This is a genomic window from Micromonospora radicis, from assembly GCF_003583405.1.
GTDB classification, from domain to species: domain Bacteria; phylum Actinomycetota; class Actinomycetes; order Mycobacteriales; family Micromonosporaceae; genus Micromonospora; species Micromonospora radicis.
Genome location: NZ_QXEC01000003.1, coordinates 217,184 through 241,835, shown reverse-complemented (window position 1 = coordinate 241,835; position 24,652 = coordinate 217,184). Strand labels below are relative to the sequence as shown.

General features: G+C 70.9%; 29 protein-coding genes and 2 pseudogenes. 12 read left to right on the top strand and 19 right to left on the bottom strand.

The window, feature by feature from the left end:
- Positions 1–138: 138 nt before the first annotated feature.
- From D2L64_RS05880 to D2L64_RS05870, 3 genes are all read right to left on the bottom strand, one after another.
- On the bottom strand, positions 139–327 hold the full coding sequence (locus tag D2L64_RS05880) for a thiazolylpeptide-type bacteriocin (RefSeq protein WP_407663055.1): 189 nt from the start codon (positions 325–327) through the stop codon (positions 139–141).
- A 136-nt stretch (positions 328–463) separates the two neighbouring features.
- Positions 464–1,528 (bottom strand): hypothetical protein, encoded by a 1,065-nt coding sequence (locus D2L64_RS05875; RefSeq protein WP_147376191.1) that lies wholly within the window; start codon positions 1,526–1,528, stop codon positions 464–466.
- A 476-nt stretch (positions 1,529–2,004) separates the two neighbouring features.
- Positions 2,005–2,781 (bottom strand): hypothetical protein, encoded by a 777-nt coding sequence (locus D2L64_RS05870; protein WP_119573654.1) that lies wholly within the window; start codon positions 2,779–2,781, stop codon positions 2,005–2,007.
- 325 nt (positions 2,782–3,106) lie between these two features.
- Here D2L64_RS05870 and D2L64_RS05865 point away from each other — a divergent pair, with 325 nt between their 5' ends.
- Positions 3,107–3,394 carry a hypothetical protein gene (locus D2L64_RS05865; RefSeq protein WP_119573653.1) on the top strand — a complete coding sequence of 96 codons (288 nt, stop codon included), beginning with the start codon at positions 3,107–3,109 and terminating at the stop codon, positions 3,392–3,394.
- A 7-nt stretch (positions 3,395–3,401) separates the two neighbouring features.
- Here the strand turns inward: D2L64_RS05865 and D2L64_RS27215 are convergent, their stop codons facing one another.
- On the bottom strand, positions 3,402–3,572 hold the full coding sequence (locus D2L64_RS27215; RefSeq protein WP_158603459.1) for a hypothetical protein: 171 nt from the start codon (positions 3,570–3,572) through the stop codon (positions 3,402–3,404).
- 109 nt (positions 3,573–3,681) lie between these two features.
- On the opposite strand from D2L64_RS27215, the gene D2L64_RS05860 reads away from it, so the two are divergent.
- Together D2L64_RS05860 and D2L64_RS05855 are read left to right on the top strand one after the other, a co-directional pair.
- The gene (locus D2L64_RS05860) at positions 3,682–4,032 is read left to right on the top strand and encodes a hypothetical protein (RefSeq protein WP_119573652.1); all 351 of its coding nucleotides are present in this window, start codon (positions 3,682–3,684) and stop codon (positions 4,030–4,032) included.
- Positions 4,029–4,661, top strand: coding sequence for a MerR family transcriptional regulator (locus tag D2L64_RS05855; protein ID WP_119573651.1), 633 nt, complete (start codon positions 4,029–4,031; stop codon positions 4,659–4,661). Before D2L64_RS05860 ends, D2L64_RS05855 begins: the two co-directional genes overlap by 4 nt.
- Here the strand turns inward: D2L64_RS05855 and D2L64_RS05850 are convergent.
- The 3 genes from D2L64_RS05850 to D2L64_RS05840 form a co-directional block, all read right to left on the bottom strand.
- Positions 4,638–5,054, bottom strand: coding sequence for a DUF4259 domain-containing protein (locus tag D2L64_RS05850; protein ID WP_119573650.1), 417 nt, complete (start codon positions 5,052–5,054; stop codon positions 4,638–4,640). The genes D2L64_RS05855 and D2L64_RS05850 overlap by 24 nt on opposite strands.
- 178 nt (positions 5,055–5,232) lie before the next feature.
- Positions 5,233–5,802 carry an NADAR family protein gene (locus D2L64_RS05845; RefSeq protein WP_119573649.1) on the bottom strand — a complete coding sequence of 190 codons (570 nt, stop codon included), beginning with the start codon at positions 5,800–5,802 and terminating at the stop codon, positions 5,233–5,235.
- A 125-nt stretch (positions 5,803–5,927) separates the two neighbouring features.
- Positions 5,928–6,392: a MarR family winged helix-turn-helix transcriptional regulator gene (locus D2L64_RS05840; RefSeq protein ID WP_119573648.1), complete on the bottom strand. Its 465-nt coding sequence runs from the start codon at positions 6,390–6,392 to the stop codon at positions 5,928–5,930.
- A 143-nt stretch (positions 6,393–6,535) separates the two neighbouring features.
- Between D2L64_RS05840 and D2L64_RS05835 the strand changes: the two genes are divergently transcribed.
- Both D2L64_RS05835 and D2L64_RS05830 read left to right on the top strand, forming a co-directional pair.
- Positions 6,536–6,841: a GNAT family N-acetyltransferase gene (locus tag D2L64_RS05835; RefSeq protein ID WP_199714426.1), complete on the top strand. Its 306-nt coding sequence runs from the start codon at positions 6,536–6,538 to the stop codon at positions 6,839–6,841.
- A gap of 35 nt (positions 6,842–6,876) precedes the next feature.
- A complete protein-coding gene (locus D2L64_RS05830) occupies positions 6,877–7,299 on the top strand; it encodes a (4Fe-4S)-binding protein (RefSeq protein ID WP_119573703.1) in 423 nt (140 codons plus the stop codon).
- Between the two features lie 99 nt (positions 7,300–7,398).
- On the opposite strand, the gene D2L64_RS05825 is transcribed toward D2L64_RS05830, so the two are convergent.
- From D2L64_RS05825 to D2L64_RS05795, 7 genes are all read right to left on the bottom strand, one after another.
- Complete coding sequence (locus tag D2L64_RS05825; RefSeq protein WP_119573646.1) at positions 7,399–7,830, bottom strand: hypothetical protein; 432 nt, start codon at positions 7,828–7,830, stop codon at positions 7,399–7,401.
- On the bottom strand, positions 7,820–8,479 hold the full coding sequence (locus tag D2L64_RS05820; RefSeq protein ID WP_119573645.1) for a hypothetical protein: 660 nt from the start codon (positions 8,477–8,479) through the stop codon (positions 7,820–7,822). The genes D2L64_RS05825 and D2L64_RS05820 overlap by 11 nt, the downstream gene beginning before the upstream one ends.
- Positions 8,476–8,736 carry a hypothetical protein gene (locus tag D2L64_RS05815; RefSeq protein ID WP_119573644.1) on the bottom strand — a complete coding sequence of 87 codons (261 nt, stop codon included), beginning with the start codon at positions 8,734–8,736 and terminating at the stop codon, positions 8,476–8,478. The genes D2L64_RS05820 and D2L64_RS05815 overlap by 4 nt, the downstream gene beginning before the upstream one ends.
- Positions 8,737–8,739: 3 nt before the next feature.
- Positions 8,740–9,003: a hypothetical protein gene (locus D2L64_RS05810; RefSeq protein WP_119573643.1), complete on the bottom strand. Its 264-nt coding sequence runs from the start codon at positions 9,001–9,003 to the stop codon at positions 8,740–8,742.
- A 102-nt stretch (positions 9,004–9,105) separates the two neighbouring features.
- Complete coding sequence (locus D2L64_RS05805) at positions 9,106–10,176, bottom strand: extracellular catalytic domain type 1 short-chain-length polyhydroxyalkanoate depolymerase (protein ID WP_119573642.1); 1,071 nt, start codon at positions 10,174–10,176, stop codon at positions 9,106–9,108.
- 28 nt (positions 10,177–10,204) lie between these two features.
- A complete protein-coding gene (locus tag D2L64_RS05800; protein ID WP_119573641.1) occupies positions 10,205–11,299 on the bottom strand; it encodes an alkene reductase in 1,095 nt (364 codons plus the stop codon).
- 167 nt (positions 11,300–11,466) lie between these two features.
- On the bottom strand, positions 11,467–11,835 hold the full coding sequence (locus D2L64_RS05795) for a MerR family transcriptional regulator (protein ID WP_119573702.1): 369 nt from the start codon (positions 11,833–11,835) through the stop codon (positions 11,467–11,469).
- Between the two features lie 349 nt (positions 11,836–12,184).
- Between D2L64_RS05795 and D2L64_RS05790 the strand changes: the two are divergent.
- The 4 genes and pseudogenes from D2L64_RS05790 to D2L64_RS05775 all read left to right on the top strand — a co-directional run.
- Positions 12,185–12,319, top strand: a pseudogene (locus tag D2L64_RS05790) (DUF4241 domain-containing protein); the annotation flags it as partial.
- Positions 12,320–12,397: 78 nt separating this feature from the next.
- Positions 12,398–12,988, top strand: coding sequence for a GNAT family N-acetyltransferase (locus tag D2L64_RS05785; protein ID WP_119573640.1), 591 nt, complete (start codon positions 12,398–12,400; stop codon positions 12,986–12,988).
- 124 nt (positions 12,989–13,112) lie between these two features.
- On the top strand, positions 13,113–13,823 hold the full coding sequence (locus D2L64_RS05780; protein WP_119573639.1) for a response regulator transcription factor: 711 nt from the start codon (positions 13,113–13,115) through the stop codon (positions 13,821–13,823).
- The gene (locus tag D2L64_RS05775; protein WP_119573638.1) at positions 13,820–14,836 is read left to right on the top strand and encodes a sensor histidine kinase; all 1,017 of its coding nucleotides are present in this window, start codon (positions 13,820–13,822) and stop codon (positions 14,834–14,836) included. The genes D2L64_RS05780 and D2L64_RS05775 overlap by 4 nt, the downstream gene beginning before the upstream one ends.
- 61 nt (positions 14,837–14,897) lie before the next feature.
- Here the strand turns inward: D2L64_RS05775 and D2L64_RS05770 are convergent, their stop codons facing one another.
- Positions 14,898–16,487: a DUF6194 family protein gene (locus D2L64_RS05770; protein WP_119573637.1), complete on the bottom strand. Its 1,590-nt coding sequence runs from the start codon at positions 16,485–16,487 to the stop codon at positions 14,898–14,900.
- Positions 16,488–16,570: 83 nt separating this feature from the next.
- On the opposite strand from D2L64_RS05770, the gene D2L64_RS05765 reads away from it, so the two are divergent.
- From D2L64_RS05765 to D2L64_RS27520, 3 genes and pseudogenes are all read left to right on the top strand, one after another.
- Entirely contained in the window at positions 16,571–17,284 is a 714-nt protein-coding gene (locus tag D2L64_RS05765) for a TioE family transcriptional regulator (protein ID WP_119573701.1), read from the top strand.
- A 4-nt stretch (positions 17,285–17,288) separates the two neighbouring features.
- The gene (locus D2L64_RS05760; RefSeq protein WP_233558789.1) at positions 17,289–17,987 is read left to right on the top strand and encodes a GNAT family N-acetyltransferase; all 699 of its coding nucleotides are present in this window, start codon (positions 17,289–17,291) and stop codon (positions 17,985–17,987) included.
- Positions 17,963–18,345, top strand: a pseudogene (locus tag D2L64_RS27520) (FMN reductase); the annotation flags it as partial. The gene D2L64_RS05760 and the pseudogene D2L64_RS27520, both read left to right, overlap by 25 nt.
- On the opposite strand, the gene D2L64_RS05750 reads toward D2L64_RS27520, so the two are convergent.
- From D2L64_RS05750 to D2L64_RS05735, 4 genes are all read right to left on the bottom strand, one after another.
- Entirely contained in the window at positions 18,326–20,110 is a 1,785-nt protein-coding gene (locus D2L64_RS05750; protein WP_119573636.1) for an ABC transporter ATP-binding protein, read from the bottom strand. The pseudogene D2L64_RS27520 and the gene D2L64_RS05750 overlap by 20 nt on opposite strands.
- Entirely contained in the window at positions 20,107–22,002 is a 1,896-nt protein-coding gene (locus D2L64_RS05745; RefSeq protein ID WP_119573635.1) for an ABC transporter ATP-binding protein, read from the bottom strand. The genes D2L64_RS05750 and D2L64_RS05745 overlap by 4 nt, the downstream gene beginning before the upstream one ends.
- Complete coding sequence (locus tag D2L64_RS05740) at positions 21,999–22,916, bottom strand: glycosyltransferase (protein WP_119573634.1); 918 nt, start codon at positions 22,914–22,916, stop codon at positions 21,999–22,001. The genes D2L64_RS05745 and D2L64_RS05740 overlap by 4 nt, the downstream gene beginning before the upstream one ends.
- 174 nt (positions 22,917–23,090) lie before the next feature.
- The gene (locus D2L64_RS05735; RefSeq protein ID WP_119573633.1) at positions 23,091–24,440 is read right to left on the bottom strand and encodes an ATP-grasp domain-containing protein; all 1,350 of its coding nucleotides are present in this window, start codon (positions 24,438–24,440) and stop codon (positions 23,091–23,093) included.
- Positions 24,441–24,652 lie beyond the last annotated feature (212 nt).

Genomic DNA, 24,652 nt, shown 5'->3' with positions numbered 1-24,652 from the left:
CGGCGCGGCGCCACGCAGCTTCGCCGCCACCGGTCCTGGATGCCGGTGTGGTCGCCACGCCGAACAGCCCTCCGGGACGGTCTTCGTCCAGGAGGGCTGTTCGGCAGAACCGGTCTGCCGGCGTTGGCCGACGAACGATCAGGCGCTGCAGGAGGTGGTGCTGGTGGTGCTGGAGCAGGTGCTGGTGGAGCTCGTGCTGCACGAGGCGGCCACGGCCAGCAGGACGCCGTTCGCGTCCGCGTAGTCCGAGATCTCGAAGGTCTCCGACTCGAGTTCGAGGATCTCGTTCGCCAGATCGGCCAGGTCGCTCTTGTCGTCGATGTTCATGCTCACTCCTCAGCGAGGTCTGGGCCGTCCCGCTGGGGGTTCGGCCCGCCGTGGTGACTGAGACCATTCCATCGGCTGCTGCTGGCCGATCGACCTACGTTCCGCTGTCACCGCACTGACGTGGGCGGTCACCGGCTCAACCGAGCCAGACCGGCCCCCAGGCCAGTTCCTGCGGGCCGAGCAGCGCATCGGCCTCGACCCGGATTCCCAGGACCCGGCGGCCGGTGTCGCCGACGACGGCGGTGTGGATGTCGTGCAGCAGCCGCCGGACATCACCGGGAGACAGGGCGCTGATCAGGGAGGCGGTGTCCGGCAGACCCGGGTCGGCTGCGCGGGCGGTGCCGGGAAGCAGCAGATCCCGGGTGCGGGCCGAGGTGAGGGCGTAGTCGATCGCCTCGTCCGTCTGCCGGCCCCAGGCGGCTGCGACGACGGCGCCCGAGGACCGACGTACCACTGCGGCGAGCCGCAACGGGCCGCCGAGCTGCGGGACGTGGCGGGTGACGACGTCGAAACCGCCGTCCGGCAGGGAATGCCGCTGGGTGTCCCGGCTGTACGCGGACAGGAGGTTGAGCGAGCCGTCGAGAAGCCACGTCCACTCCGTCGAGCCCGAGGCGCCGGCCACCACGCGGCCGGCGGTCGGCGCCGCATCCGAGGACATCGACCGCAGACTGTCCAGTACCGCGTGCCGCAGCGCCAGATCCCGCCGGCTCGCCCAGCCCAGCCCGCAATGGGGCTGTACGGGGTCGGACGTGCGTACCGCAACCGCGGAGAAGCGTGTCGTGTCGTGTTCGGCCAGCGGCTCGGGAGCAAGTAGTCCAGCCCAGGGCGCCAGCATCGCCAAGGTGTCACCCGGCACATGAGTGGCCGTCGGCGACAGTTCCAGATCCGCCAGACTCCGAATGCCGGTCCAGCGCGTCCGGCCCTCGCCGAGCAGTACGAGCAGTGTCGTGACCCGACGCTGCGGGTCCACGATCGCCGCGGTGCCGCCGCCGGCACCGTCCACGGACCGAACGGCGTCGCGTACCGCGGCCTCGACCGATCCGGCGGTCCACGGCACGCCGCTCACCGAACCGCTCGGCAGCCGCGCCTGCCGCCAGGCCGCGGCGCGCTCGGCCAACAGATCATGCAGGTGGGGGAGTCCCCAACGAGGCCCGACGACGATCAATCCCGCGATGGGGGTGACCGGCACCGCTTCAGTCATCGGTCCACTGCCTTCATCGGTCTACTGCCTTCCGTCGGCGTCCTCGGCGGGCCGCTTACGCGACTGTGGGACCGGCCAGGCCGGCAGGGGACGAGTGACGGTCGCCGCGTTCAGTCCCAAGCCGGCGAGCAGCCGCCGTCCGCGACAGCGATCCCGGCAGCGACCGGACGCGAACGTCGTCGATCGCGGGGGTCGGGAGGACGATCACCACCGTGACGGCCGGTGCGTTCGCGAATAGGGCAATCCACGTCATCTGTTCCCCAGGTCCCTGACCTCGTCCGTCCGGCTGATCCGTTCGGAACGCCTTCACTCTGCGGTCAGGCCACCGCCCACGGATAGACGGAAAGAGCTGCCTGGCACGTTGTTGCCCGCCCGCCGGGCAGATCCTGGCGCCCGACTCTGGCCGCCGCCGTGCCACGCACCGCCCGCACCGGCCTGGCGGCATGCGGCGAGTCCCGCGGGCTGGTGTCCGACGGTCACGGTAGTTCCTCGGCCCGGACCTCGACCGCCCCTCGGTGAAGGCGCACCCAGCCCCACACCGGGCCCTGCTGCTCAACCCGGGCGCGCAGCGGATCGAAGAAGTCCCGACCGCTTCTGGTCATGTCGGTGACGATCTCCCCGTCCACGGTGGCGACCAGCGCATCGTCGATGATCTCGTACCGTACGTGTAGCAGGTCCGCCTCGCTCCGTCCGCGCCCTTGCGCATACCACCTGCGGGCGAGGTCGGTCAGCGGCGCGTAGTGTCCCACCCACGGCTGCTCGACGTCGGGCTCGGCCCTACGCGTGATCTCGATGGCCGCCCGGTGGACGTCCTCCCACTGCGCGATGCGGAGACGCAGCCTTGCATCCGACTTGTCCCAGCTGCGGCCTGACCACCAGTACGAAGCCGTCCCAGCAGCGCCCACGTAGGCGTTGGTCGCGCGCATCAGTGACACGACACGGGGCTGGAGAGTCGCGCACCGCCGGTCGGGAAGCCAGCCGACCTGGTTCTCGAGCCGGACAGCACCGTCAGCGTCCGGCAGGATCACCGCGAGCGCCTGCTCGTTGTAGTCGTTGTCGAGGACCGGGACGATCGCAGGCACGACCTCAGCCGCCCGGACCCGGTCACCCTCCTCGGACCGCTGCTCCACACTCGCCTCGAACAGCCGCAGACTCGCCGTCCGGTGCGCAGACCGAAAGTAGTCTCGACCCACTACGCCGCTCGCGAACTCAGGCTCGCAGCCCGGGAGCAGCGTCAACACCTTATCGATCATGGACGTATTCTGCCCGCCGGTTCCGGCGCTGCGGCAGTGCTCGCCAAGGAGTTCCGGGTCTTCGCATCGACCCTCCACAAAGCTCCAGGGCAGTCGGGGCGCGGGGTCGAGTCCCTGCGGTGCGGTGCTGGGGATTCCCCGCCCGGCCGTCTGCCGGGTCCACCTGCCGGCGGATGCGGGCGGCTGGACTCAGCTGTCCGGTGTACGCGGCAGTCAGGTCGTGGGCCGACGACCGCAGCCCGTCTTCGGCGCAGCATGTAACGCATCGTTCATCGACAAACGCCCCGGCCGGACACCCGGCCCGGGCAGGTGGGAGGAGAACCCGATGCGCAAACAATCGCTGCGGCACCGACTGGCCCGGACGATCGTGGTGATCACCCTGGTGGCCGGTGGAGTGGGTACGACGGTCGGGGCTGCCCAGGCCGCCCCGGTTCCGGCCGTCAAGGCACCGGCCAGTAGCGCGCCGGTCACGCTGGCCGCGGCGGGTGGCTGGGGTCTGCAGGGTGTCTTCCCCGACCCGATCACCTGCCACATCGCCGGGATCGCCTCCGGGCGGGAGTACGTCTGCGTCTGGTATGTCCTCGCCTGGGCCCTCAACGTCTGGCAGGACTAGCCGGCGGTCACGGCCGGGCCGGCGGGGGTGGCGGTGACGGTGCGGGCGGGCGGTTCCCGTCGCCGGCCGGTGGCGCGGCGGCGGGGTAGGTGTCGAGGTGGGCGTGGACGTGCTCGTCCACCGCTGCCTCGCTGCGGACGTGCACCGAGGACACCGCGGGGGCGGCGTCCTCGGGCAACCCGTCCGCAGGGTGGCCGCGTCGACCCTGTAACCTCGGCCGTAGCTGCCGGGCGCCGCCTCCGTAACGGCTTGCATCCGGTACCTCGGTACAGGGTTACCGTCAGCGTATGACCGAGACGAAACCCCTGGCCAGCGGCGCGTGGGTGCCGCAGGCGTGTACGTTGCCGGCGGCCGAGCAGCCGCTACGGCTGACCGAGTTCGACGATCTGTTCGTTTCGGCGGTGCGCGCAGTGCAACGGCCGGACCCCTTGCGGGTTCGGCTGACGTTGCGGCCGGAGCCCCAAGTGGCTGCGCGAGCGGCGGACCTGATGACGCGGGAGACCGGCTGCTGCTCGTTCTTCAGCTTCAGCCTGACGGCGACGGGCGACCGGCTCATCCTGGACGTCACGGTGCCGACCGGCCAGCACGCCGTGCTGGACGCTCTCGTCGTACGCGCCGGGCTGGGCGGCGGCTCGTGAGTTCCGGCCTACGGTCTGGCCAGGTGGCCGAGGCGGCGGGGGTGAACCAGCAGACACTGCGCTACTACGAGCGGCGAGGCCTACTGGCCGAGCCGGATCGGACGTTGGGCGGGCATCGGCTCTACCCGCCGGAGACGGTCACGACGCTGCGGGTGATCAAGACCGCGCAGCGGCTCGGATTCACTCTCGACGAGGTCGCCGAGTTGTTGAGTGTGAGCGTTCACCGGCACGGCCGACGGCCGGAGGCCGGGTTGCCGGCCCGCGCGCAGGCCAAACTCGTCGAGGTCGAGCAGAAGATCGCAGACCTGACCGTGATCCGGGACACGCTGCGTGTTGCCGTTGCTGCTGGCGGCCGGGCTCGTCGGCGGCGCCGGCTGGGCCGCCGCCACCCGGATGATGCCGGGCGTCGCGGTCGGCCTGGCCGTCGCGGCGGGTGCCGCATGGCGGTGGGCGGCTCGGCGGGTGCGCCGGCACCACCCCGGGTGCAGCGGTGGGGATTGTGCCTGCGCCGAACGGGCCGTACCGCAGGAACCGGCGGAGATCCCGGTGGGGCCCACGACTGCCCGGACGCCCCGATAACGACGTACGCCCGGGCATCAGCGCCGCTATGCCGTCAGGACCCCACGTAGGCCGCGGACGGCATCGAAGGCCGGATTGACGTTCCCGGCGGCGTCCTGCCACAGGTCGTGCCACTCGGAGTCTGCGGCCATGACCCGGTCGAGCGCCCGTACGGCCAGCACCACCAGGTCGTCGGGCAGTTCGAACCGGCCGCCGTCGAGGAGGAAACCCGGCGCGTACGCGGAGGCGATCGGCGGCCCGCCGGGCTGCTGCGCGGCCACGATCGCTGCCGCGGCGATCGCCTCGCAGGCGACGTCGGAGTCGAGGTAGCCGTCCTCGTCGGCGGCCCGGCTCAGCGCCTCGCGGACCAGCGTGGGGCGCTTGGCCAGGTCGGCGTCATCAAGGTCACCACACCAGTCGGCGGCGGTGTCGTTGTCGAACGGTCCGCTGTCCCAGGTCCCCACGAAGCCTCCCAGATCTCGGTTGCGGGGCATTCTCACACCAGCCACCGACAGGTTGAACCGAACCGCAGTCACGGTGCCGGGATGGCGATCGACACACCGGGCAGCGGCGGCGGCCGGGGCGGACGACACCGCATCGATCGGCGTCGAGCTGCCCGTGAGGTGCGTGGACCTTCCGGTTTCATGCCGGGGCGAGCTGCCCGCGGACGCGCATCAGCGCGAACCCGAGGAGGTTGCGGCCGTGCCATTGAACGGGATCATGTGCGCGCGGGTCCGTCGCGGGAAGACCGATTCCCCAGACCCGATCCGCCGGGCTGGCTTCCACCAGCACCCGGTTGCCGGTGCGGGACAGGTAATGGCCGAGACCGGGGTGCTGGCTGAACTTGGCCACGTTGCCGGCGACGACCAGGTCGAAGGAGTGCGCATCCCAGGTGGCCTGGTCGAAGTCGCGGACCTTTCGGCCCAGGGCCTTGACCGCACCCGGGTGCGGTGCCGTGAGCATCTGCTCGGCAACCGCTACGTCGCCGAACAGCCGTGCCTTGCCGATCATCATGTAGTGCTCGGCGGTGGCGTACCGGATCCCGTCCACGACGAACGGGGCCGGCCACCACTGGCTCAGGCAACCCGGTCCGACGCGGCCGTCCGGTTGGGGCTGATGCCCCCAGAAGAACAGGTACCTGACCCGTCCGCCCGCGGCGGCGAGCCTCCGCAGCTCGGGCAGGCTCCGCGGCGTGGCGGCAGCGTCGGACATGCTCGGTAGGGTGCCAGAAGTCTGTGGTCACGCGCGATCGGGTTTGCCGGTCGGTCGGTGTCGCGACAGAACGGGAGCCCGCACTGGCCGCTTCTCCCTGGCGGGTTCACGCCTTCCGGAGTGGGTCAGTCGGGCTGCATCTCCAGGTGTGCGACGACCCGGTTCGAGATTCTCGCGAGAGTGTCGAGCTCGTCCTGGGTGAGGGCTTCGACGAACAGCCGGCGGACGTGTTCGACGTGCACCGGCGCGGCGTCCTCGATCGCTTTGTGGCCGGCCGGCGTGGCGACGATGAATGCTCCCCGTCCGTCGTCAGGGCATTCCTCCTTGGCCACCAGTCCGCGTTTCGCCATTCGCCCGACCTGATGAGACATGCGGCTCTTCTCCCACTCCACCAGCTTCGCCAGGTCCATGAAGCGCATCCGCCCGCCGGCCTCGGTGAGCTTGGCCAACACGATGTAGTCGGCGGCGGACATGCCGGAGTCGGCCTGGACGTGGCGGGCGAGTCGCCCGATGAGCTTCTCCTGCATGCGGATGAAACTGTCCCAGGCGGCCTTCTGCTCGGCGGTGAGCCAGCGAGGCGTTGCGTTCATGGGGGGAGCGTAACCAGGGCGGCGGGTGCGGAAGGTCGTGGCGGCGAGGCGGCCCGACCGGCCTGTTGGCAGAAAGTTGATGTGTCAACTAGAGTGGCTGGAGTTGACCACCGCCGACGCGAGGCACACCTGGAGGACACGTGATGGTGACAGTGAGCGACGCTCCGGAAGCCAGGCAGTACGAGGCCCGGATCGAGGGCGAATCCGAGGTCGCGGGGATCGCGCAGTACATCCGCACCCCGGAACTCATCGCGTTCGTGCACACCGAGGTCTCGCCGCAGCACGAGGGCAAGGGAATCGGGGCGGCGCTGGCCCGTACCGCCCTGGACGAGGCGCGAGCGGCGAAACTGCTGGTCCTGCCCACCTGCCCGTTCTTCGCGGGATGGATCGCCCGGCACCCCGAGTACCAGGACCTGGTGTACCAGTCCCGCAGCAGGGTCAGCGACTAGCGAAGTTTTCCAACATGGCAGCGACGGAGGCCGGGATGAGCAGCGGAAGCGTAAAGAAGGCGTACCAGGGTCAGTCGATCACCGTGACCTTCGAGGCCAGGCGCTGCCTGCACGCCGCCGAATGCGTCCGCGGCCTGCCTGAGGTCTTCGACCCGGGCGAGCGCCCCTGGATCCGGCCCGACGGTGCCGCGGCCGACCGGCTGGCCGAAGTGGTGCGGCGCTGCCCGTCGGGGGCGCTGCAGTACCAGCTCGTGGACGGCGGAGCGGAGACCCCGGACCGGCCCGCGCGGATCGCCCGCAACTCCGTCGGCCAGGTGGTCGCGCGCGGCGAGTTGAGCGTGGACACACCGGACGGCCCCCGCGACGAGACCAGGGTCATCCTGTGCGGATGCGGGCAGAGTCGACTTCAGCCGTACTGCGACCACGCGGGGCCCTGTGGTCAGACGCCGATGAGTTGACCCACCGCCTTCGCCGCTAGCTACCTACCCAGAGCAGGCCAACCAGGTACGGCTGCCGACGGCGGGAGAAGATTCGGTCAGCGCGGCGACCGGTTGGTGTTACGACAGGTGTTCGGCCGCGAGCTGCTCGGCCTCGGTGACGAACTCGTCCAACTCGGCCGGGGTCAGGTTGGACTCAAGGAGAATCTGGCCGAGAACGAAGATCTCGACTCCTAGTACAGTTTCGGCAGGGATGTCGTCTACCAGTTCCGGCTCGCCCACAGCGGCCCGGATGACGCCCTCCATCGCGAGGGCCGGTGGGGTGTCGTCCTTATGGTAGTGAGCGCGAGCTGACGACACGAACGCGGCGATGTCAGTCGGTGTGGCATTGGCGCCGAGGTGCCGGTGAACCGCGATGGCGAACGCGGCCTCGACAACCCGCAGGCTACCGGGCAGGCCGTGCTGCCTGATGCCGGCTGCCACGGCGTCGGCGGCATCCCAGTCGGCCCTGGCCAGAGCCCGAATCAGGTCGCTCAGAGGGTCAACGTCCACGTCTTCTGAACCTCGCTATCCGTTCGCTGATCACCGTCGTGATCCGATGTGCCGCCACGCCGGCCAGGAGGCCGAGTACCGCGAGATTTCCTGCGGCTTCCGTAGCGTCGAACTTCGGCCGTGGTGATGCGGCTGGGGCCGTCGGGGTGGCGGTCCCGGTGGAGTGTGTCCCGCTGGGGCCGTTGCGGTCCCGGAACACGCTGGTGAACTGCTCAATCGTATTGGCGGTCGCGGTCGCATGGTCCTGCACCTCGTCGGCCTTACGAGCGGCCCGGTTGAGGAACCCTCGCAACTTCGCGCGGCTCAGGTCGCGCTGGTCGCTGTCGGCCAGCAGGTCCTCGCCAGACGGTGGCCCTGAGCTGACCGGTCGGGCGACTGAAGCGGGCGCAATGGCGTTCAGATAGGCGACGACATGCCGGGCGGCTTCACTACTCAACCGCGCAAGCCGGTGAGCCTTGTCGACGCCGACACCACTCTGCATCACAGCGGCCCGAAGCCTCGGATGATCGGTGTCTGTGCCGACCTGTGAGTAGCGAGTGTTTCCTTCGGCGACATCCGTCGCGGCTCGTGCAGCGCGCACCGCCAGCCCATCCAGTTGATCCACGGCTGACCTGAGTTGCGCGATGGCCTGGGCGAGGAGGCCGCTCATCCCAGCACCTTTCGATACGCGTCGCCGTTCTCCTGCGCGGCCACAGCGGCCCGTAGAACCAGCTTCACCTCGCGTATGGCATCGGCGATGGCCTTGCGGGCCTGCGCTGCCTCGGACCGTTGACTGTCGTGCAGGGTGGCGAGCACGAGCGCGGAGACCTCATCCAGGGCCGTACCCACCCCCTCGATCGTGGTTCTGCCTTGGTCGAGGAGGCGGTGTGCTTCGCCGAGAGCTGCCTTGACCTCGCCGATGCTCACCGGTCAGCCAAGGATGCTGATGTACTGGCGGGCCGCCTGGGTGCTGCCCTGGAGGACGGTGGCGTCCTCGACGAGCCGCTGCTTGCTCTGCTCGGCCCGGCTGATCGCCTCCGAGATCGCGGGATGCCCGGTGCCGGCGGCGACCGCACGAAGCCGGGAGATTACCTGTTCGGTGCCCTCGATGGCGGCTCGGATCTGGTTCGTCGTCGCGTTGCACTGCTCGGCTGCCTGGGCAAGTTCGGCCTTGACTTGCTCGATGCTGGCCATGCCGTCCTTCCGATCCGCTGCGAGGAATGGTGACGTCCTGCACAAGTTGTAGCGACGCAGACACTAGCCAACATGAATCCCCTTCCGCTGCCCCGCCCGACGTCATTGCGGCATCGGATGACGTTTGGCGAACTCCCACACGAGCGCGGTGGCGTCGGGGCCGGCGTGGTCGGTGTAGCGGCCGTCGCCGTCCGGGCCCGGCCAGGCGTGCCCCATGTCCTGCACGACGTACGACTCGACGATCGACGAGCCGTCCGCGGCGGTGACCGTCGAATGGGCGTACGCGTGCCGGCCCGCGGCGGCCGGCACGGATACGGTCTTCTCGGTAAGGCCGAGGCTGTCGTTGGGCAGCCCGTCGTCGACGAGATCGCCCACCGCGGTCCACTGGGCGACGAGCCGGGTGGCGACCAGGGTCGGCACCACGTCGTCCTGCTCGCCCTGAACCACCAGCAGCGGCACCCGCCGGGCCCGCTCGCCCATCTGCGCCCAGGCCTGACGTGCCGTCTCCAACGGCGGCGTGGCGTCCGGGTTGTCCGGATCGACCTGGTTGAGCCCGTACTCGCCGCCGGCGACCGAGGTCGCGGTGGCGAAGACGTCGGGGTAGGTCGCGGCGAGGATGACGGCGGTTCCCGCCCCGGACGAGGCGCCGGCAACGTGCACCTGTGCGGGATCCGCGTGGTACTTCTCGACCACCTGGCGGGCGACCCCGGCGAGCAGTGCGGGCTCACCCGCGCGCCGTTGCTGATGCCGTGGATCGGCCGAGTTCCAGCAGGCGATCACGTTGCGGGAGATCAGTTGCGTGGGATAGACGACGATGAAGCCTTCCCGGTCGGCGAGGCGGTTGAACTGTGTCGTGGCCTTCATCGAGTTCCATCCGTAGCCGGTCATGCCGCAGCCGTGGATGGCCATGACGACCGGTAGCCGGACCGTCTCGTCGTATCGGGGCGGGAGATGGACCTGGTAGCGCTGCGAACCGGCGTCGCCTTCGTAGACGTGGTTGCGGTCGCCCTCGCCGAGTTGCCACGGCAGGCCGAGTTGGAGAGCGCCGATGCCGAGGCCGGCGACGGCCACGAGGGTGGCGAGGACGCCGGCGGCGATCGGGAGCCAGCGGCGGCGTCGCCGGGGGCCGGTGGGCTTGCTTTCGGCGTTCGGCGAGGAAAGCGGGGACGTCACGAGGGCCTTCTTTCGTGTGGGTGCCGCGTCAGACGGAGGTCTCCGTGGTCAGGCGTGGTTGGTCGTACGTCGGATAGGTGAGGTAGCCGTCGTCACCGCCGGTGTAGTAGGTGTCCGGGTCGGCGACCGCGAGCGGAAGGGCCGACCGGAACCGTTCGACGAGGTCGGGGTTGGCGAGGTAGGCGCGGCCGAACGACACCAGGTCCGCGCCGCGCGTCAGCCAGCGCTCGGCGGCGTCGCGGGTCGCCGGTACGGGGCTGCTCGGGGTCGACGGGTTGACGATGAGCGTGCCGGGCCACGCCCGGCGCAACTGGCGCAGGATCTCGTCGTCGGTGCCGGTCAGGTGCAGGTATGCCGGACCGAGCGGAACGAGTTCGGCGACCAGCGCGCCGTACACCTCGGGAATGTCGATGTCGATGGCGTCCCAGATGCCCGCGCCGGGGGACAGGCGGATCCCGACGCGGTCCGCGCCGATCGCGTCGATGGTCGCCGCGACCGCCTCCACGGCGAACCGGATGCGCCCGGAGGCGGATCCCCCGTAGCGGTCGGTGCGGAGGTTGGCGTTGCCGGAGAGGAACTGGGCGATCAGGTAACCGTTCGCGCCGTGCAGTTCCACGCCGTCGAAGCCGGCCTCGACGGCGCCCCGTGCCGCTGCCGCGAAGGACGCCACCTCACCCGGCACCTCGTCGGTCGCCAGCGCCCGTGGCGTGGGCGCGAGCTGTGGCCCGGTGGGGGTGAAGACGTACGCCCCGTGTGCGGCGACCGCGGAGGGCGCGACCGGTTGGTGTCCGGTCGTGTCCGGGTGGCTGATCCGTCCGGCATGCATGAGCTGGGCGAAGATCCGGCCCCCGTTGGTGTGCACCGCAGAGGTGACGTGCCGCCAGGAGCCGACCTGCTTCGTGGTGTACAGCCCTGGTGTACGCGGATTGGACTGCCCGACCAGGCTGGGCTGGATCCCCTCGGTGACGATCAGGCCGGCGGTGGCGCGCTGCGTGTAGTACGTGGCCATGGCGGGGGTGGCGAGCCCTTCACGGTCGGATCGCACCCGCGTCATCGGGGCCATCACGATCCGGTTGGGTAGTTGGAGCCTGCCGAGGGCAACTGTGTCGAAGAGTGATGTCATGAGGTCACCGTAAAATCTGACATTGATGTGAGATGCAAGTTCGGCGTCGATCAGGTGGCGCGGCTCACCCTCCGGCGTTGCGGCCGGCGGAGTCCGCGACCAAGGCGTGCAGGTGTGGCCCGGGGCGTGGCCCGGCTCACGCGCGGGCGAGATGCCTGTGGCCCGGCTCACGCGCGGGCGAGTTGCCTTTGGTGGGCGCGGTTGGCGGCGATCAGGTCGTCGAGCTCCGCCCGGGTGCGGATCAGGTCCTCGATGTGCCGATCGAGCCGGTCGCGCTCCTGGCGCATGCGCTCCAGCGCCGCCGCCGAGGTCTCCTCGGCCGGGGAATCGATACAGGGCAGCAGGTCCACGATCGTCCGACTACTCAGACCGGCGGAGAACAGTCGCTGAATGAGGCGGATCCGCTCGACCTGATCCTCTGCGTAGCGGCGGTGACCGCTCGGACTGCGCAGGCTGGTCAGCAACCCCTGCTCCTCGTAGTAGCGCAACGATCGCACGCTGACCCCGGTGCGGGCGGCGAGTTCGCCGATCCGGATGGTGGCGGTCATCACTACCCCCCGTCGCTAGCTGATTCTGCGTGAGATTCAGGCTACCGACGCCTCGGACGGGCAGTCAGTGCCGCCGCGTCACACGTGGCGGTGACGTGGCGGCACTGACGCGCGGCGCGAGGGCCGTTCTCATCGAGAGCTGCCCGGCTCGGCTGCGGATGACAGCCGACCCGAACTCTGACCGGCCGGGCCGGCACGGCGTCGGACCACCGCATCGACGAGGGCGGTACGGACTGCGTCAGATGCCGCGGCGTCAGGCGGACGGCTCGCGCGTGGGCAGCGGGCGTGACGTGCCGTAGGTGGTGCCGGCCCGGTCGCACGGGCCGTCGAGGTCGAGGAGCGGACCGGAGCCAACGTGTACGTGGTCGGATCCGGTTGGGGTGACGGCGGGTACGCCACCTACGTGGGCCGCACCTCGGACGGGCGCGTCGCCAGCTTCGTCACCGACTTCCGGGTCGTACCGATCGAGTAGCCGCCCGTGGCGCGCCGCGAGCGGTCGGCTGCTAATTCGGATGTGTCGCGGTGGTACGAGTGGCTACCGTCCCACCGCGTGGGGATTACGAACCTGCGCACCGAACGCCTTGAGCTCCGTCCCGTGCGCGACGAGGACGTGGACCGCATCCTGGAGTACCGCAACCTGCCGGAGGTCACCCGCTGGCTCCTGCGTACCGAGGTCGACCCGGTGTCCTACCGGGCGGCCTGGCGGCGGTCGGCGGCGGACCCCGACGATCACAGCGTGGCGGTGGTCCTCGACGGCGTGGTGATCGGCACGGTCTCGCTCGACCTCGTCGACGGCATGGGGCAACCCGGGATGCCGGCCCGGACGGAAGCCCAACTCGGCTACATCTTCGACCCGGCGTACGGCGGCCAGGGCTACGCGACCGAGGCGGTCACCGCGATGGTGGCGTACTCGTTCGACCGCTTGGGCGTGCGACGGGTCACCGCCGGCTGCTTCGCCGACAACCTGGCATCCGTGCGACTCCTGGAGAAGATCGGCATGCGTCGGGAACAGCACGGCGTCGGCGACTCCTGGCACGCCGAGCTGGGCTGGGTGGACGGCTACACGTACGCCTTGTTCGCCGAGACGTGGCGCCAGCGGGACACGTCAGCGGCCCGGCACTCCGGCGGACGCCGCTCGTGACCTGGCCCTCCAGGGCATCTGCGCGGCCCACGGCCACCCGACGAATGGCGCGCGGCAGATCGTAAGGGATCCGAAAGATCCTCCCGGACGCGCTCGTGATCTGCCAGTGGATAGCGTGCTCAGGATGGGACACCGGGTGTTGGTGGTCGACGACGATCCGACGGTCAGTGACGTGGTCCGGCGTTACCTGGAGCAGGCCGGCTGCGAGGTCCAGTTGGCTGCCGACGGCGCCGCCGGCCTCGCCGCGATCGCCGCGCAGCGCCCCGACCTGGTCGTACTCGATCTCATGATGCCCGGCATCGACGGCCTTGAGGTCTGCCGCCGCATCCGGCGGCAGCTGCCCGACCTGCCGGTGATCATGCTCACCGCCCTCGGTGAGGAGGCCGACCGTGTCCTCGGGCTCGAAGTCGGCGCCGACGACTACGTCACCAAGCCCTTCTCCCCGCGGGAACTCGTGCTGCGGATCCGCTCCGTGCTCCGCCGCACCGCCGCACCCGCCGCCCAACCCGCCGCCCCCGCGAAGCTGACCGACGCGACCCTGATCGTGGACACCGCCCGGCGTACCGCCACGATGGCCGGCGTGCCGCTGTCGCTGACCGGGCGGGAGTTCGACCTCCTGATCTTCTTCATGCGTTATCCCGGGCGGGCATGGTCGCGCGACGACCTGCTGGACAAGGTCTGGGGTTGGCAGTTCGGCGACCAGTCGACCGTCACCGTGCACGTTCGCCGGCTCCGCGAGAAGATCGAGCACGACCCGGCCGACCCGAGACGGATCCGCACCGTCTGGGGCGTCGGATACCGCTACGACCCACTCGACGAGGAAACCGGCCAGTGAGCGACACGCTGCTCATCGGGCTCTACGCCCTGGCCGCCGGCGGTGTCGTCGGGCTGGCCGGCGCCGCCGCGCTGCGGCTGCTGCGTGGCCGATCGATCCTCGCCCACATCCTGATCCTGCTCGTGGTCACCGTACTGGCCGTGGTCGCCGGCGTCGCCACGGTCGCGCAGGCCATGTTCCTGTCCGCGCACGACCTGTGGGTCGTCCTGATCACCGTCAGCGCCTCCGCGGTGATCAGCCTCGCCGTCGGTGCCGTCTTCGGCAGCCGGCTGGCCGCCTCCGCGGTCTGGGCCCAGACCGCCTGGGACCGCGAACGCCGGCTGGAGGCCAGCCGGCGGGAACTCGTGGCCTGGGTGTCACACGACCTGCGCACTCCCCTCGCCGGGCTGCGGGCCATGGCCGAGGCGCTCGAGGACCGCATCATCCACGACCCGGCCGTCGTCGACGAATACCACCGGCGCATCCGGGTGGAGACCGACCGCATGACCCGACTCGTCGACGACCTGTTCGAGCTGTCCCGCATCAACGCCGGTGCGCTGCGGCTGGTACCCACCACCGTGCCGCTACGCGACGTGGTGTCCGACGCGATCGCCGGCGTCGCACCCCTGGCCGCCCGCCGCCGCATCCACCTGGTGGCCGCGGACAGCGGCTGGCCGCACGTCCGGGCCGGCGAACGTGAACTCGCCCGGATCGTCAGCAACCTGCTGATCAACTCCGTCCGTTACACGCCGGAGGACGGCAGCGTGCACATCGCCGCCGGCCATGACTCCGACGACGTGTGGCTGGCCGTCTCCGACACCTGCGGCGGCATCCCGGGGGAGGATCTGGACCGGGTCTTCGACGTCGCGTTCCGAGGAGAACGCGCCCGCACACCGGCAGTGGCCGGATCAGGCGCGGGCGGCGGACTCGGCCTGGCCATCGTGCGCGGCCTCGTCGAGGCGCACGGCGGCCGGGTGGACGTCCGCAACACCGAACGCGGCTGCCGGTTCGAAGTACGCCTACCCGCCACCTGACCACGAGAACCAGCGAGTCGTCGCGGGGCGTCAAGCCGGCCGGGTAGGGCCGGTCGTCGGCTCAGTGCCGCGGGTCGGACGCGCGGCGCGTGGCGCGCCGGTGGCGGTCGACGGCGCGGGCGTGGGCGTGGGCGAGGAGCCGGTCGACCTCGGGCAGCAGCTGCGGGCCCGGCATGACGATGCTGCCGAAGCCGTACCGCGCGTAGCCCGGGTGCGGCACGAGAGTGTCCAGCCGGGCGAAGTCGAACTCGTGCCGGTGCTCCTCGAACGCCTCGGGCGGGAAGCCGAACAGGTTCTCGAACTCGGCCCGGCCCAGGTCCAGGTTGAGCCGGAAGACGCCGGGGCGGTCGAGCTGGGACGCCTCGTCGAAACCGGGCACGTCGTGCTCGACGATCGTGGCGAACGGCCGGCGCCGGTCCGGTCCGACGTGGAAGAACCGGTCGCCCCAGCTGCCCTCGGGCGACCCGTTCGCCTCGCTGGCCACGGTCTGCTCGACGTCGGGCAGCGCGAGGACCCGGTCGGCGAGCACGGCCGCGTCGACGCCGGTCGGGATGTGCAGCACCACGTCGGCGTGGGCGATGGCGGCCCGGTCCAGCGGGAAGTAGCGGTAGTCGTGCGTTCTCCGCTCGGCCGCCGGTACGTCGGATGCGCGGACGTACCGGGGAAGGATGCCGTCCTGCTGGAGGGTGCCCTCGTAGGTCGACGCGGCGGGCGCCTCGATGCCGAGTGCGGGGCTCGACCCGAGGCTACCGACGATCACCGCGTACCGGTCGGCCAGCAGCGATGCGACGATCGCGCCGGCACCGGCCCACGACACGTCCATCCCGGCCATGGTCATCGTGGCCGAGTGGCGCTGAAGATGCGTGTTGTGCGCGAAGACCAGTGTGGGTCCGCGATGCGCCTCGGCCGACCGGATGGCGAGCAGGTTCTCGGCCATCAGGGCGTCCCGGACCCCGGCCAGGCGGGCGAAGCGCACCTCCTGCGCCAGTGGCGCGGCGGCCGCCGCGTGGTAGCGCAGCACCGCGACGGCGGACGTGGCGTGCGCGAACGCGCTCTGCCAGCCCTCGCGTCGGAGAGGTGCCTGCAGGTACAGCTCGGTCAGCAGGTCGTCGGCGAGCACCCGCAGGCGCTGGGCGTCGGCCGTACGCCCGATCGACCTGCCGGGCTCCCAGATCGCTGCCGGGTCGCTCCACCGCGCCTCGTCCCCGACCAGGTCGTCGATCTCCGCTGACCGGTCGAGGTCGAGGAAGTCACAAACCCTGGTCAGGTAGCGCCGTGGGCTCGGTGCGCCCTCGATCTCCAGCGGGGCGTCGAAGCCGTGGAACGTCAGGCGCTCGGAAGCCGGCCGGCCGGCGTTCCACTCGCGCATCCGCAGCAGCAGGTCGCGGTTGGCCGGGGCGGCGCCGAACCCGTGGCTGAAGCCGTCGGCCAGTGCGCGGTCGAGCGTGACGGTGGCACTGCCCTGCACGAACTCGTCGACGGTCAGGCCCGCCGCCCGGTCGCTCTCCAGCGCGATCGACCGGTAGCCCCGCTCGGCCAGCGACATGAAGGCATCGTTGCGGAGTTGGCGGAAGGCTGACTCGCCGTGCGTCGGCTCACCGAGCGCGAGCAGGGTCGGCGGCACGGCAAGCAGGTCAAGAGGAGATGTCATTCCATCAACCGTATCGTTGAACCTCCGGTTTAAACTTGCGGGCGATGCAGCGCGGTGACAGCCACGAAACCCTCCACCCGAAGGTGCGCCGACCGGTCGACCTCGCGCGCCGGCACGGCCTCTCCGCGCAGGCCGTGCGCAACTACGAACGAGATGGCGTCCTGCCGCCGGCCCAGCGCAGCCCGACCGGCCACCGCCGGTTCACCGAGGTGCACGCCAAGGCGTTGAGCGCCTACCTCGCGCTGATCGCGGGCCACGGCTACGCGGCCAGCGGCGACATCATGCGCGCCGTCAACCGGGGTGAGATCGACGCGGCGTTGCGCACCCTCGACCAGAGCCATGCGCTGCGGCAACGCGACCGGGAGACCCTGGACGCGGTCGAGGCGGCGATCGCCGTGCTCACCGCCTCGCCGCCGCGACCGCAGAGCCCCGACGCCGTACCGATCAGCGTGCTGGCCCACCGGCTCGGCGTACGCCCCGCGACCCTGCGCAAGTGGGAACGGGCTGGCATCCTGCAGCCGGTGCGCGCCCCGGCGACCGGCCACCGGGTCTACTCGTCCGACGACGTCCGTGACGCCGAACTCGCACACCTGCTACGCCGCGGCGGGTACCGGCTCGACCACATCGCCGACGTCCTGCGTCGGGTACGCGAAGCCGGCGGTACCGAACCGCTCGCCGCGGCGCTGCGCCAGTGGCGGGAACAGCTCACCGCACGCGGTCGGGCCATGCTCACCGGAGCCGCCCGGCTCACCGAGTACCTCGACGCGGCGGGATCCGGTCGGGCGCCTACGCGATAAGCCGGTGACGGCGGTGGTCATCTCCGCGACACTGGCCGACGTGGAAGAGACCGAGGTGGTCGTCGCCATCGCGAACACGCCCCGACGCGCCGAGAGAGGCACCATGGCACCCTCGACCCTGCCCACCCCCACGCTGCACACCACTCGCCTGCGACTGCGCCCCTTCGACGACACCGATGCCGACGCCCTCTTCGCCCTGCACAGCAGCGCCCACGTGCTGCGCTACTGGGACGCGCCGCCCTGGACCGAGCCCGTACGCGCCGAGCGGTTCATCACGGCCTGCCGGCAGCTGGCGGCGGAAGGCACCGGGGCACGGCTGGCCGTGGACCGGGACTCCGACGGGGCGTTCCTCGGCTGGTGCAGCCTGACCCGATGGAATCCGGACTACCGCAGCGCGTCGTTGGGTTACTGCTTCGACGATGCCGCCTGGGGCCACGGCTACGCGACCGAGGCCGCGCGTGCCCTGCTGCGGTGGGCATACGAGACGCTGGACCTGAATCGGGTCCAGGCCGAGGTCGACACGCGCAACGCGGCATCTGCCCGGGTCCTGGAGAAGCTCGGATTCGTGCGTGAAGGGACGTTGCGGGAAGACTGCGTGGTCAACGGCGAGGTCTCGGACTCGTGGGTGTACGGGCTGATCGGGCGGGACTGGCGGCCGTCGGTCGATCCGGGTGCCGCGTCCAGCACGCCAAACAGGTGGTGACCACCCTGCGTATGGTGCCGTTGGGTGCCACCGTCGCCATCCGCATCGGCGACTCGGTGGAGCAGGGCCCGACGCGGCGGCGGTCACCGTGCTGCAGCGCTGCTGCTGGGTGAACGAAGCGGTGACCAACGAGACCCTCGCCATCCCGGCGCTGCACGAATCGCTGGGGGAGGTGGCGGAATGGCTCGCGGACTGGCGTACCACCGGTCTCTGGCGCGACGGCCGACTGCTCGGCATGGTGCGGACCCGTCCCGCCGGAACCGACCTGCACCTGGGCCGACTCGCCGTCGTACCCGACCTGCGTGGCCGCCGCCCGCCCGGGTGGAACCCGCCGGCGGCTACTGGTACACCCTGGCCTGGAGTGCGTACAGCTCGGCGTACTGGCCGTCGGCGCGGACCAACTCGGCGTGGCTGCCCATCTCGGCGATCTGTCCGTCGCGTACGACGATGATCTGGTCGGCCATGCGCACGGTGGAGAACCGGTGCGAGACGAGCAGGGTGATCGCGCCGGTCGTGGCGGCGACCCGCCGGGACTGTTCGGCGTACCGCTCGAAGAGACCGTGCTCTGCCTCCGGGTCGAGCGCCGAGGTCGGTTCGTCGAGCACCAGCAGCAGGGGGGTTTCCCGCATCAGTGCCCGGCCGAGCGCCAGCTTCTGCCACTGTCCGCCGGACAGTTCCGCGCCGTCGGCGTAGCTCTTGCCGAGTTGGGTCTCCAACCCCTCGGCCAGGTGGGTGAGCACATCGCTGCTGCGGGCGCGATCCAGCGCCGCCTGCACGGCCGCCGCGTCGTCGATCTGGGCCAGGTTGCCCACGCCGACCGCCTGCCGGGCGAGCAGTTCGTACCGGACGAAGTCCTGGAAGCCGGCGGAGATCCGCTGCCGCCACGCCTCGATCGGCAGCTCGCGCAGGTCCACGCCGTCGACCAGCACGCGGCCCCGGGTCGGCTGGTAGAAGCCACAGAGGAGCTTGACCAGGGTGGTCTTCCCGGCGCCGTTCTCGCCGACGATCGCCACGACGGACCCGGCGGGCAGGGCGAGATCGACGTCGCGCAGCGCCACCGCGTCGGTGGCGGGGTAGCGGAACTCGACGCCGTCGAAGACGATCCCGGCCCGCAGCCGATCCGGCGGCACCTGACCGGCGGACGACGTGTCCGGCACGGCGACCGCGGTACCGAGCCGCTCCATCCGGCGGTAGGTGCTGGCCATCCGCAGAAGATCCTGCATCAGCGCGACCGCCGTGGTGACCTGCTGGTTGACCTGCGCGGCGAGGGCCACGGCGAGGACCACGGCGCCGACGCTGTGCCGGCCGGTGGTGGCGTCGCGCAGGATCAGCAGGACACCACCCACGTACGCGGCGGCGAAGACCAGCTGTCCGGCGACCTGGGTGGCGGCGGCTGCCGTCTGGGCCCGGTGCAGGCCGGCGGTGCCGCGCGCCCACAGTTCGGTGCGCCGGCGGCGAAGCTGCTCCTCCAGCCGGAAGACCCGCACCTCGCCGGCATGACGGGAGGAGGTGGCCAGGTTGAACAGGTTGAGTGAGAGACGGATGGGTTCGGCGGTCGCGGTCTTGGCCGCGTCGAGGCGCCGTTCGGCCAGTCGCCCGGTGTACAGCGGGGGGATCGCGGCTAGCGGCAGCAGCAGGAGCAGCGGGTGCAGCCGGGCCAGCAGTACGGCGGTGACCACCATGGCGAGCAACAGGCTCACCCCGCCGAACAGGGCCTCCAGCCCGGTGCGGAAGCGGCGGCTCTCGCGCTGCAGGACGGTCAGCGAGTCGGCCTGGTCGGCCTGCTCGTGGTGGGCGATGCCGACGGCCCCGTTGGACAGCTCGATGAGCTTGCGGTCGAAGTCGATCTCGGCGAGTTCGGAGAGTTCGAAGTAGAGGACGTGCGCGAAGTGGCTGAAGGTGAGGGTGACGATGGCCAGGACGGCGACCAGTACTCCGTACCACGCGCCCGCGCGCCAGTCCCCGGCCACCACGGCGTCGGTCATCGCGCCGAGGCCGACGGCGAGCAGCGGTGCCGCGAGCGCACCGCAGACCATCAGGACGATCGAGCCGATCGTGCGGATGCGGTCCATCCGCCAGGCGGTGGCCAGGAGTTGCCGGCAACCGACGAGTACGTGGATCACCTCGCCACCTCCTCGGGCTGGGTGACGTCGGTGAACCGGTCGGCCTGCAGTCGGAACAGCCGGGCGTACTGGCCGTCGAGGGCGATCAGTTCGTCGTGGCTGCCCTGCTCGGCGACCTTGCCGTCGGTCAGTACGACGACGTGGTCGGCCTGCCGGACGGTGGAGAAGCGGTGCGAGATCAGCAGGGTCGTGGCGCCCTGGGTCAGTTCGGCGAACTCGTCGAAGAACTGGGCCTCGGCGCGGACGTCGAGGCTGGCGGTGGGTTCGTCGAGGACCACGACGGGTGACCCGTGGCGCAGGGCGAACAGGGCGCGGGCCAGCGCCACCCGCTGCCACTGCCCGCCGGAGAGGTCGGTGCCGCCGCCGATCTGCTTGGTCAGCGGTGTGTCCAGCCCGCGGGGCAGCCGGGCCAGGTCGTCGGCCATGCCGACGGCCCGGGCGGCCTGCTCGATGCCGGGGCGGTCGTCGGCGGCGTCGATCGCGCCGTAGCCGATGTTCGCCGCCGCGGAGATCTCGTAGCGGGCGAAGTCCTGGAAGATGACGCCGAGTTTGCGGCGCCACTGGCTGACCGGGTACGTGCGGATGTCGACGCCGTCGACGCGGATCGCGCCGTGGGTTGGTTCGTAGAGCCGGGCGAGGAGCTTGACCAGGGTGGTCTTGCCGGCTCCGTTGAGGCCGACGATGGCGGTGCAGCGGCCGACCGGGATCGTCAGGTCGAGACGGTCGAACACCAGCCGGTCCTGCCGGGGGTAGGCGAAGGAGACCTGGTCGAAGTGGATCGTGGTGACGGGGTCGGGTACGACGTCCGGAGCGGCCGCCGAGGGTCGGCGCGGGACTTCGTCGCGGACCTCGGCGGGGTACGTGTCGACCCGTTGCGCGAACCGTTGGACCGCGTCGTACGCGGTCATGCCCACGGCGATCTGGTTGTCCGCCTCGGGGTAGAACTCCGACAGCCGCAGCGCGCCGAGGCTGGCCTGCATGACCAGCGCGAAGCCGGTGAGCGTCAGCTGGCCGGCCGCGGCGCGTCCGGTGAGGGCGAAGACCATGCTGGTGAGGACCAGTCCGACCACCGCGTACCGGAAGAAGGGCCAGAGGTAGAGCCGTCGGCGGGCCACCCAGAGCGGAGCCAGCCAGGACCGGTACGCCTGTTCGAGCGTCGAGGTCAACCAGCCGGCGAGCCCGAAGACGCGGATCTCCTTGCCGGCCGGGGGTTGGATACCGAGGCCACGAAGGTAGTCGATCTTGCGCTCGGGCCCGTCGAGGGCGTAGCGCAGCCGGGAGTAGTGGCGGATGCCGTTGCGCTGCCCGTAGCGGAACAGCAGCACCACCACGACCAGGGCCAGCGCCGCCCACCAGGCGAACGCCAGCGCGATGATCGTGGCGTAGCCGATCAGCTGCACGTACCGGGCGCCGAGCGCGAGCAGGCCGGCGCAGGCCTGGCCGGGGCTCTGGAAGCCGTGCTGCACCTCGTCGACGGCGGCCCGCAGGTCCTGGAGGGCGGCCTGGTCCTCCAGTGGCGCGATGCCCCGGGGTCGCAGGGCGGCGGTCATCAGCTCGTCGAACATCTGCCCGTCGATGCGTCGGGCCATCAGCTCACCGAGCGAGTTCTGGAAGGGCGCGACGATCTGCTGGCCGACGAAGGCCGCGGCGGCCACCGCGAAGATGGCGAGCAGGGAGCGCCAGGCCGCCGAGTCCGTTCCACCGGTGACCGCCTCGGGTACCCGGCCGAGGACGTTGCTCGTGGCGACCACGAAGATCACCGGCAGGGCTCCCAGCACGACGTTGATCACGGCGAGGCCGACGACCAGCCGGGTACCGGCGCGCGGCAGGATCCGGACGATGCTCCACCGCTTGCCCAGCTCCGCCAGTGCGGTGCGCCACCAGGTCGTCACCGGGCCTGCTTTCCGTCCATCCGGGTGGCGTCCGGCGGCAGGTCGAGCACCGAGATCACGTCGTTGATGTTGAACGGGTGGATGGTCGGCGTCGCCAGCAGCAGCGGCATGACCGGCGAGCGGTACTTCCCGATCATGTGCTGGTAGTTGATCGTCGCGTTCGTGAGGTTCAGGCTGAAGTCCTTGGGGTGGGGGTAGTGCACGGAGCTGGCGGCGCGGTCGAGCACGAAGCGGGCCCCGTCGCAGTGCAGCCGGTATCCCAGGTCCAGATCCTCGCCGCCCAGGGTGCGGAAGGTCTCGTCGAACAGGCCCACGTCGTGTAGCTGACCGGTACGTGCCGAGACGTTGCACGTCCAGTACATGATCCACGGCGCCGGTAGGTCGGCGAAGTCGTCGTTGTCGTAGCGGCGGTAGAACCCCTCGCGGACGTCGGCGTAGTCGCGGCGGGCGGCAAGCCGCTCGATCGTCGCGTCGGCGTCCAGCGGGTCGATCAACCGTTCGAGTTCGCTGTTGTTGTCGCCGTCGAGGTCGAAGCCGTAGACGTAGCCGATCACGGCGAGTGGCTCGGGGGTCGAGTCGTGGCGGGCCAGGTGCGCGTCGAGCATCGTGGAGTGCGCCATCACGCCGGAGTCGAGCATGACGCAGATATCGCCCGTCGCCCGCCGGATGCACGCGTTGCGGGCCCGGGTGGCGCCGACGCCGTCGTGCTCCTGATAGAGGTGGTGCAGGTCGAGCCGGTCCCGGTAGCGGTCGACCACCGACGTGGTGTGGTCGGTGGAGCCGTCGTCACCGACCAGGACCTCGAACCGGTCGGCCGGCAGGCTCTGCCGGGTCAGCGACTCCAGTGTGTAGCCCAGCAGGTCGGCCCGGTTGTAGGTCGGGATCACCACGGAACAGCGCCGCGAGTTGGCCATCTTGTCTCCTAGTGGTCAGCGGCTCGGTCGACGCCCGGCCTCGGCGGCAGCGCACCCGTACGCACGTGTCGCCGTGCGTACGGCCGGCGTCGGTGCCGGGATCCGGAAACCGTGCGGACGACGCGCACGGAGATCGATCGAGGTTAACAGAACTTGCGGTGGTCATCGTGGCGCTCACCCGCCGGTGCCAGGCGTCCGACCGGCAGGTCCAGCGGTGCTTGGCGCCGGCTCGTCGATCTCCGCCAGGACGTCCCGGACGATGGCCTCGGCCTCGGCGGCGGTGGAGCCGGCCGCCACCAGCGCCAGCATCGGCTCGGCGGAGGAGAGCCCTCGAACCGCTGTCGGGTACACCCGCCGCCCGGCCGCCCAGGCCCGCTGGAACGCCGGTCGTACCCGGTCGCGGTAGGAGACCGGGCCCGGCCCCCGTACCCGGCTCAGGTCGTGCGACGACAGGGTGACGTCCCGCCCCCACCGCACGGAACTGAGCAGGCCGATTGAGTGCATGGCACCGCTGCGTCGAGCGTTGATCTCGGCTAGGTAGATCTCCCCGTCCGCACCGGCGATGAGATCCACGCAGAGCCAGCCCCGGAAGCCCAGCGCCCCGGCCGCCGCACCGATGCGACGACCGAGGGGGACGATCCGGTCGGCCACCTCGGTGGGCAGCGAGCCCACCCCGACGTTGACGCTCTGGAAGAGATGCCCCTGCGCGGTCGTGACCGCGCTGAGCGCGAGGTCGCAGACGCCGTCGTCGTCGACCCGGAAGTCCAGCGCGGGGCAGCCCAGACCGGGGGCGTGGGCGACGAACTCCTGCACGATCAGGGGGTACGCGCGCAGGTAGGGGTCGTCGTGCATCCGGTCCCAGAAGTCGGCCGTGCTCTCGTCGTCGGCGTCCACCACGGCAGATCCCTGCCCACCCACCCCGTACGGGCTCTTGACGATGGCCCGTGGGTGCCGTCGCAGGGTCACCGCCAGGGCCCCGCGCAACTCGTCGCGGTCAATCACCGTGATCGACCGGGGCGTCGCGATCCCCAGGTCCCGGGCCAGGTCCAGGCAGCCCAGCTTCGAGTCGAGGTAGCGGCTGGTCCAGTCGTTGTCGCGGGTGACGCCGTCGACCTCCACCCGCTGTCCCCAACTGCGGATGCTCTCCGCCAGCAGGAACAACTCCGGGGTCGCGCCCCAGGACAGCAGCCGCACCGGGCGTCCGCCGAGGGCCCGCCGCAGCGCGGACAGCGCGGCCGCGTCGTGCAACAGGTCGCTCAACAGCCGGTTGCTGCGCGGCTGCGGTGACACCACCGTCGGCGGTGCCAGGCCGAGTGCCCCGTGCACGTCGGCGAACCAGAGCGGGTCGTAGCCGGCCGGCAGCAGGAGCACCCGGTCCGCCCTGCTCCAGAAGACGGCCTGGTCGGCGAGGTAGGTGCCGAAGTCGAGGTAGTCGCCGGTACCGCGCGGGCCGAGGTCTACCGTCTGGTTACGGACATTGAACTCACCGTTGTTCGGTACGACGAGTTCGATCGGGCCAGGCATGTGTCGCCCCTCCGTCTGGCGTGTCCGGCGGCGCAGCTCGACTGGTTCCACCACGCGTCCTCGTCGTGCCGCCGCGCGGTCACCGGCAACCGGAATCGGACAGGTCGCCCCAGCGTGTCAGGGAGATCGACAGGGGGCATCTTCGAGCGTGCGCTCACCTGCGTCTCGTCCGGGCGTACGCCGGGCAGCACCGCAATCTGGAAGATGTGCCG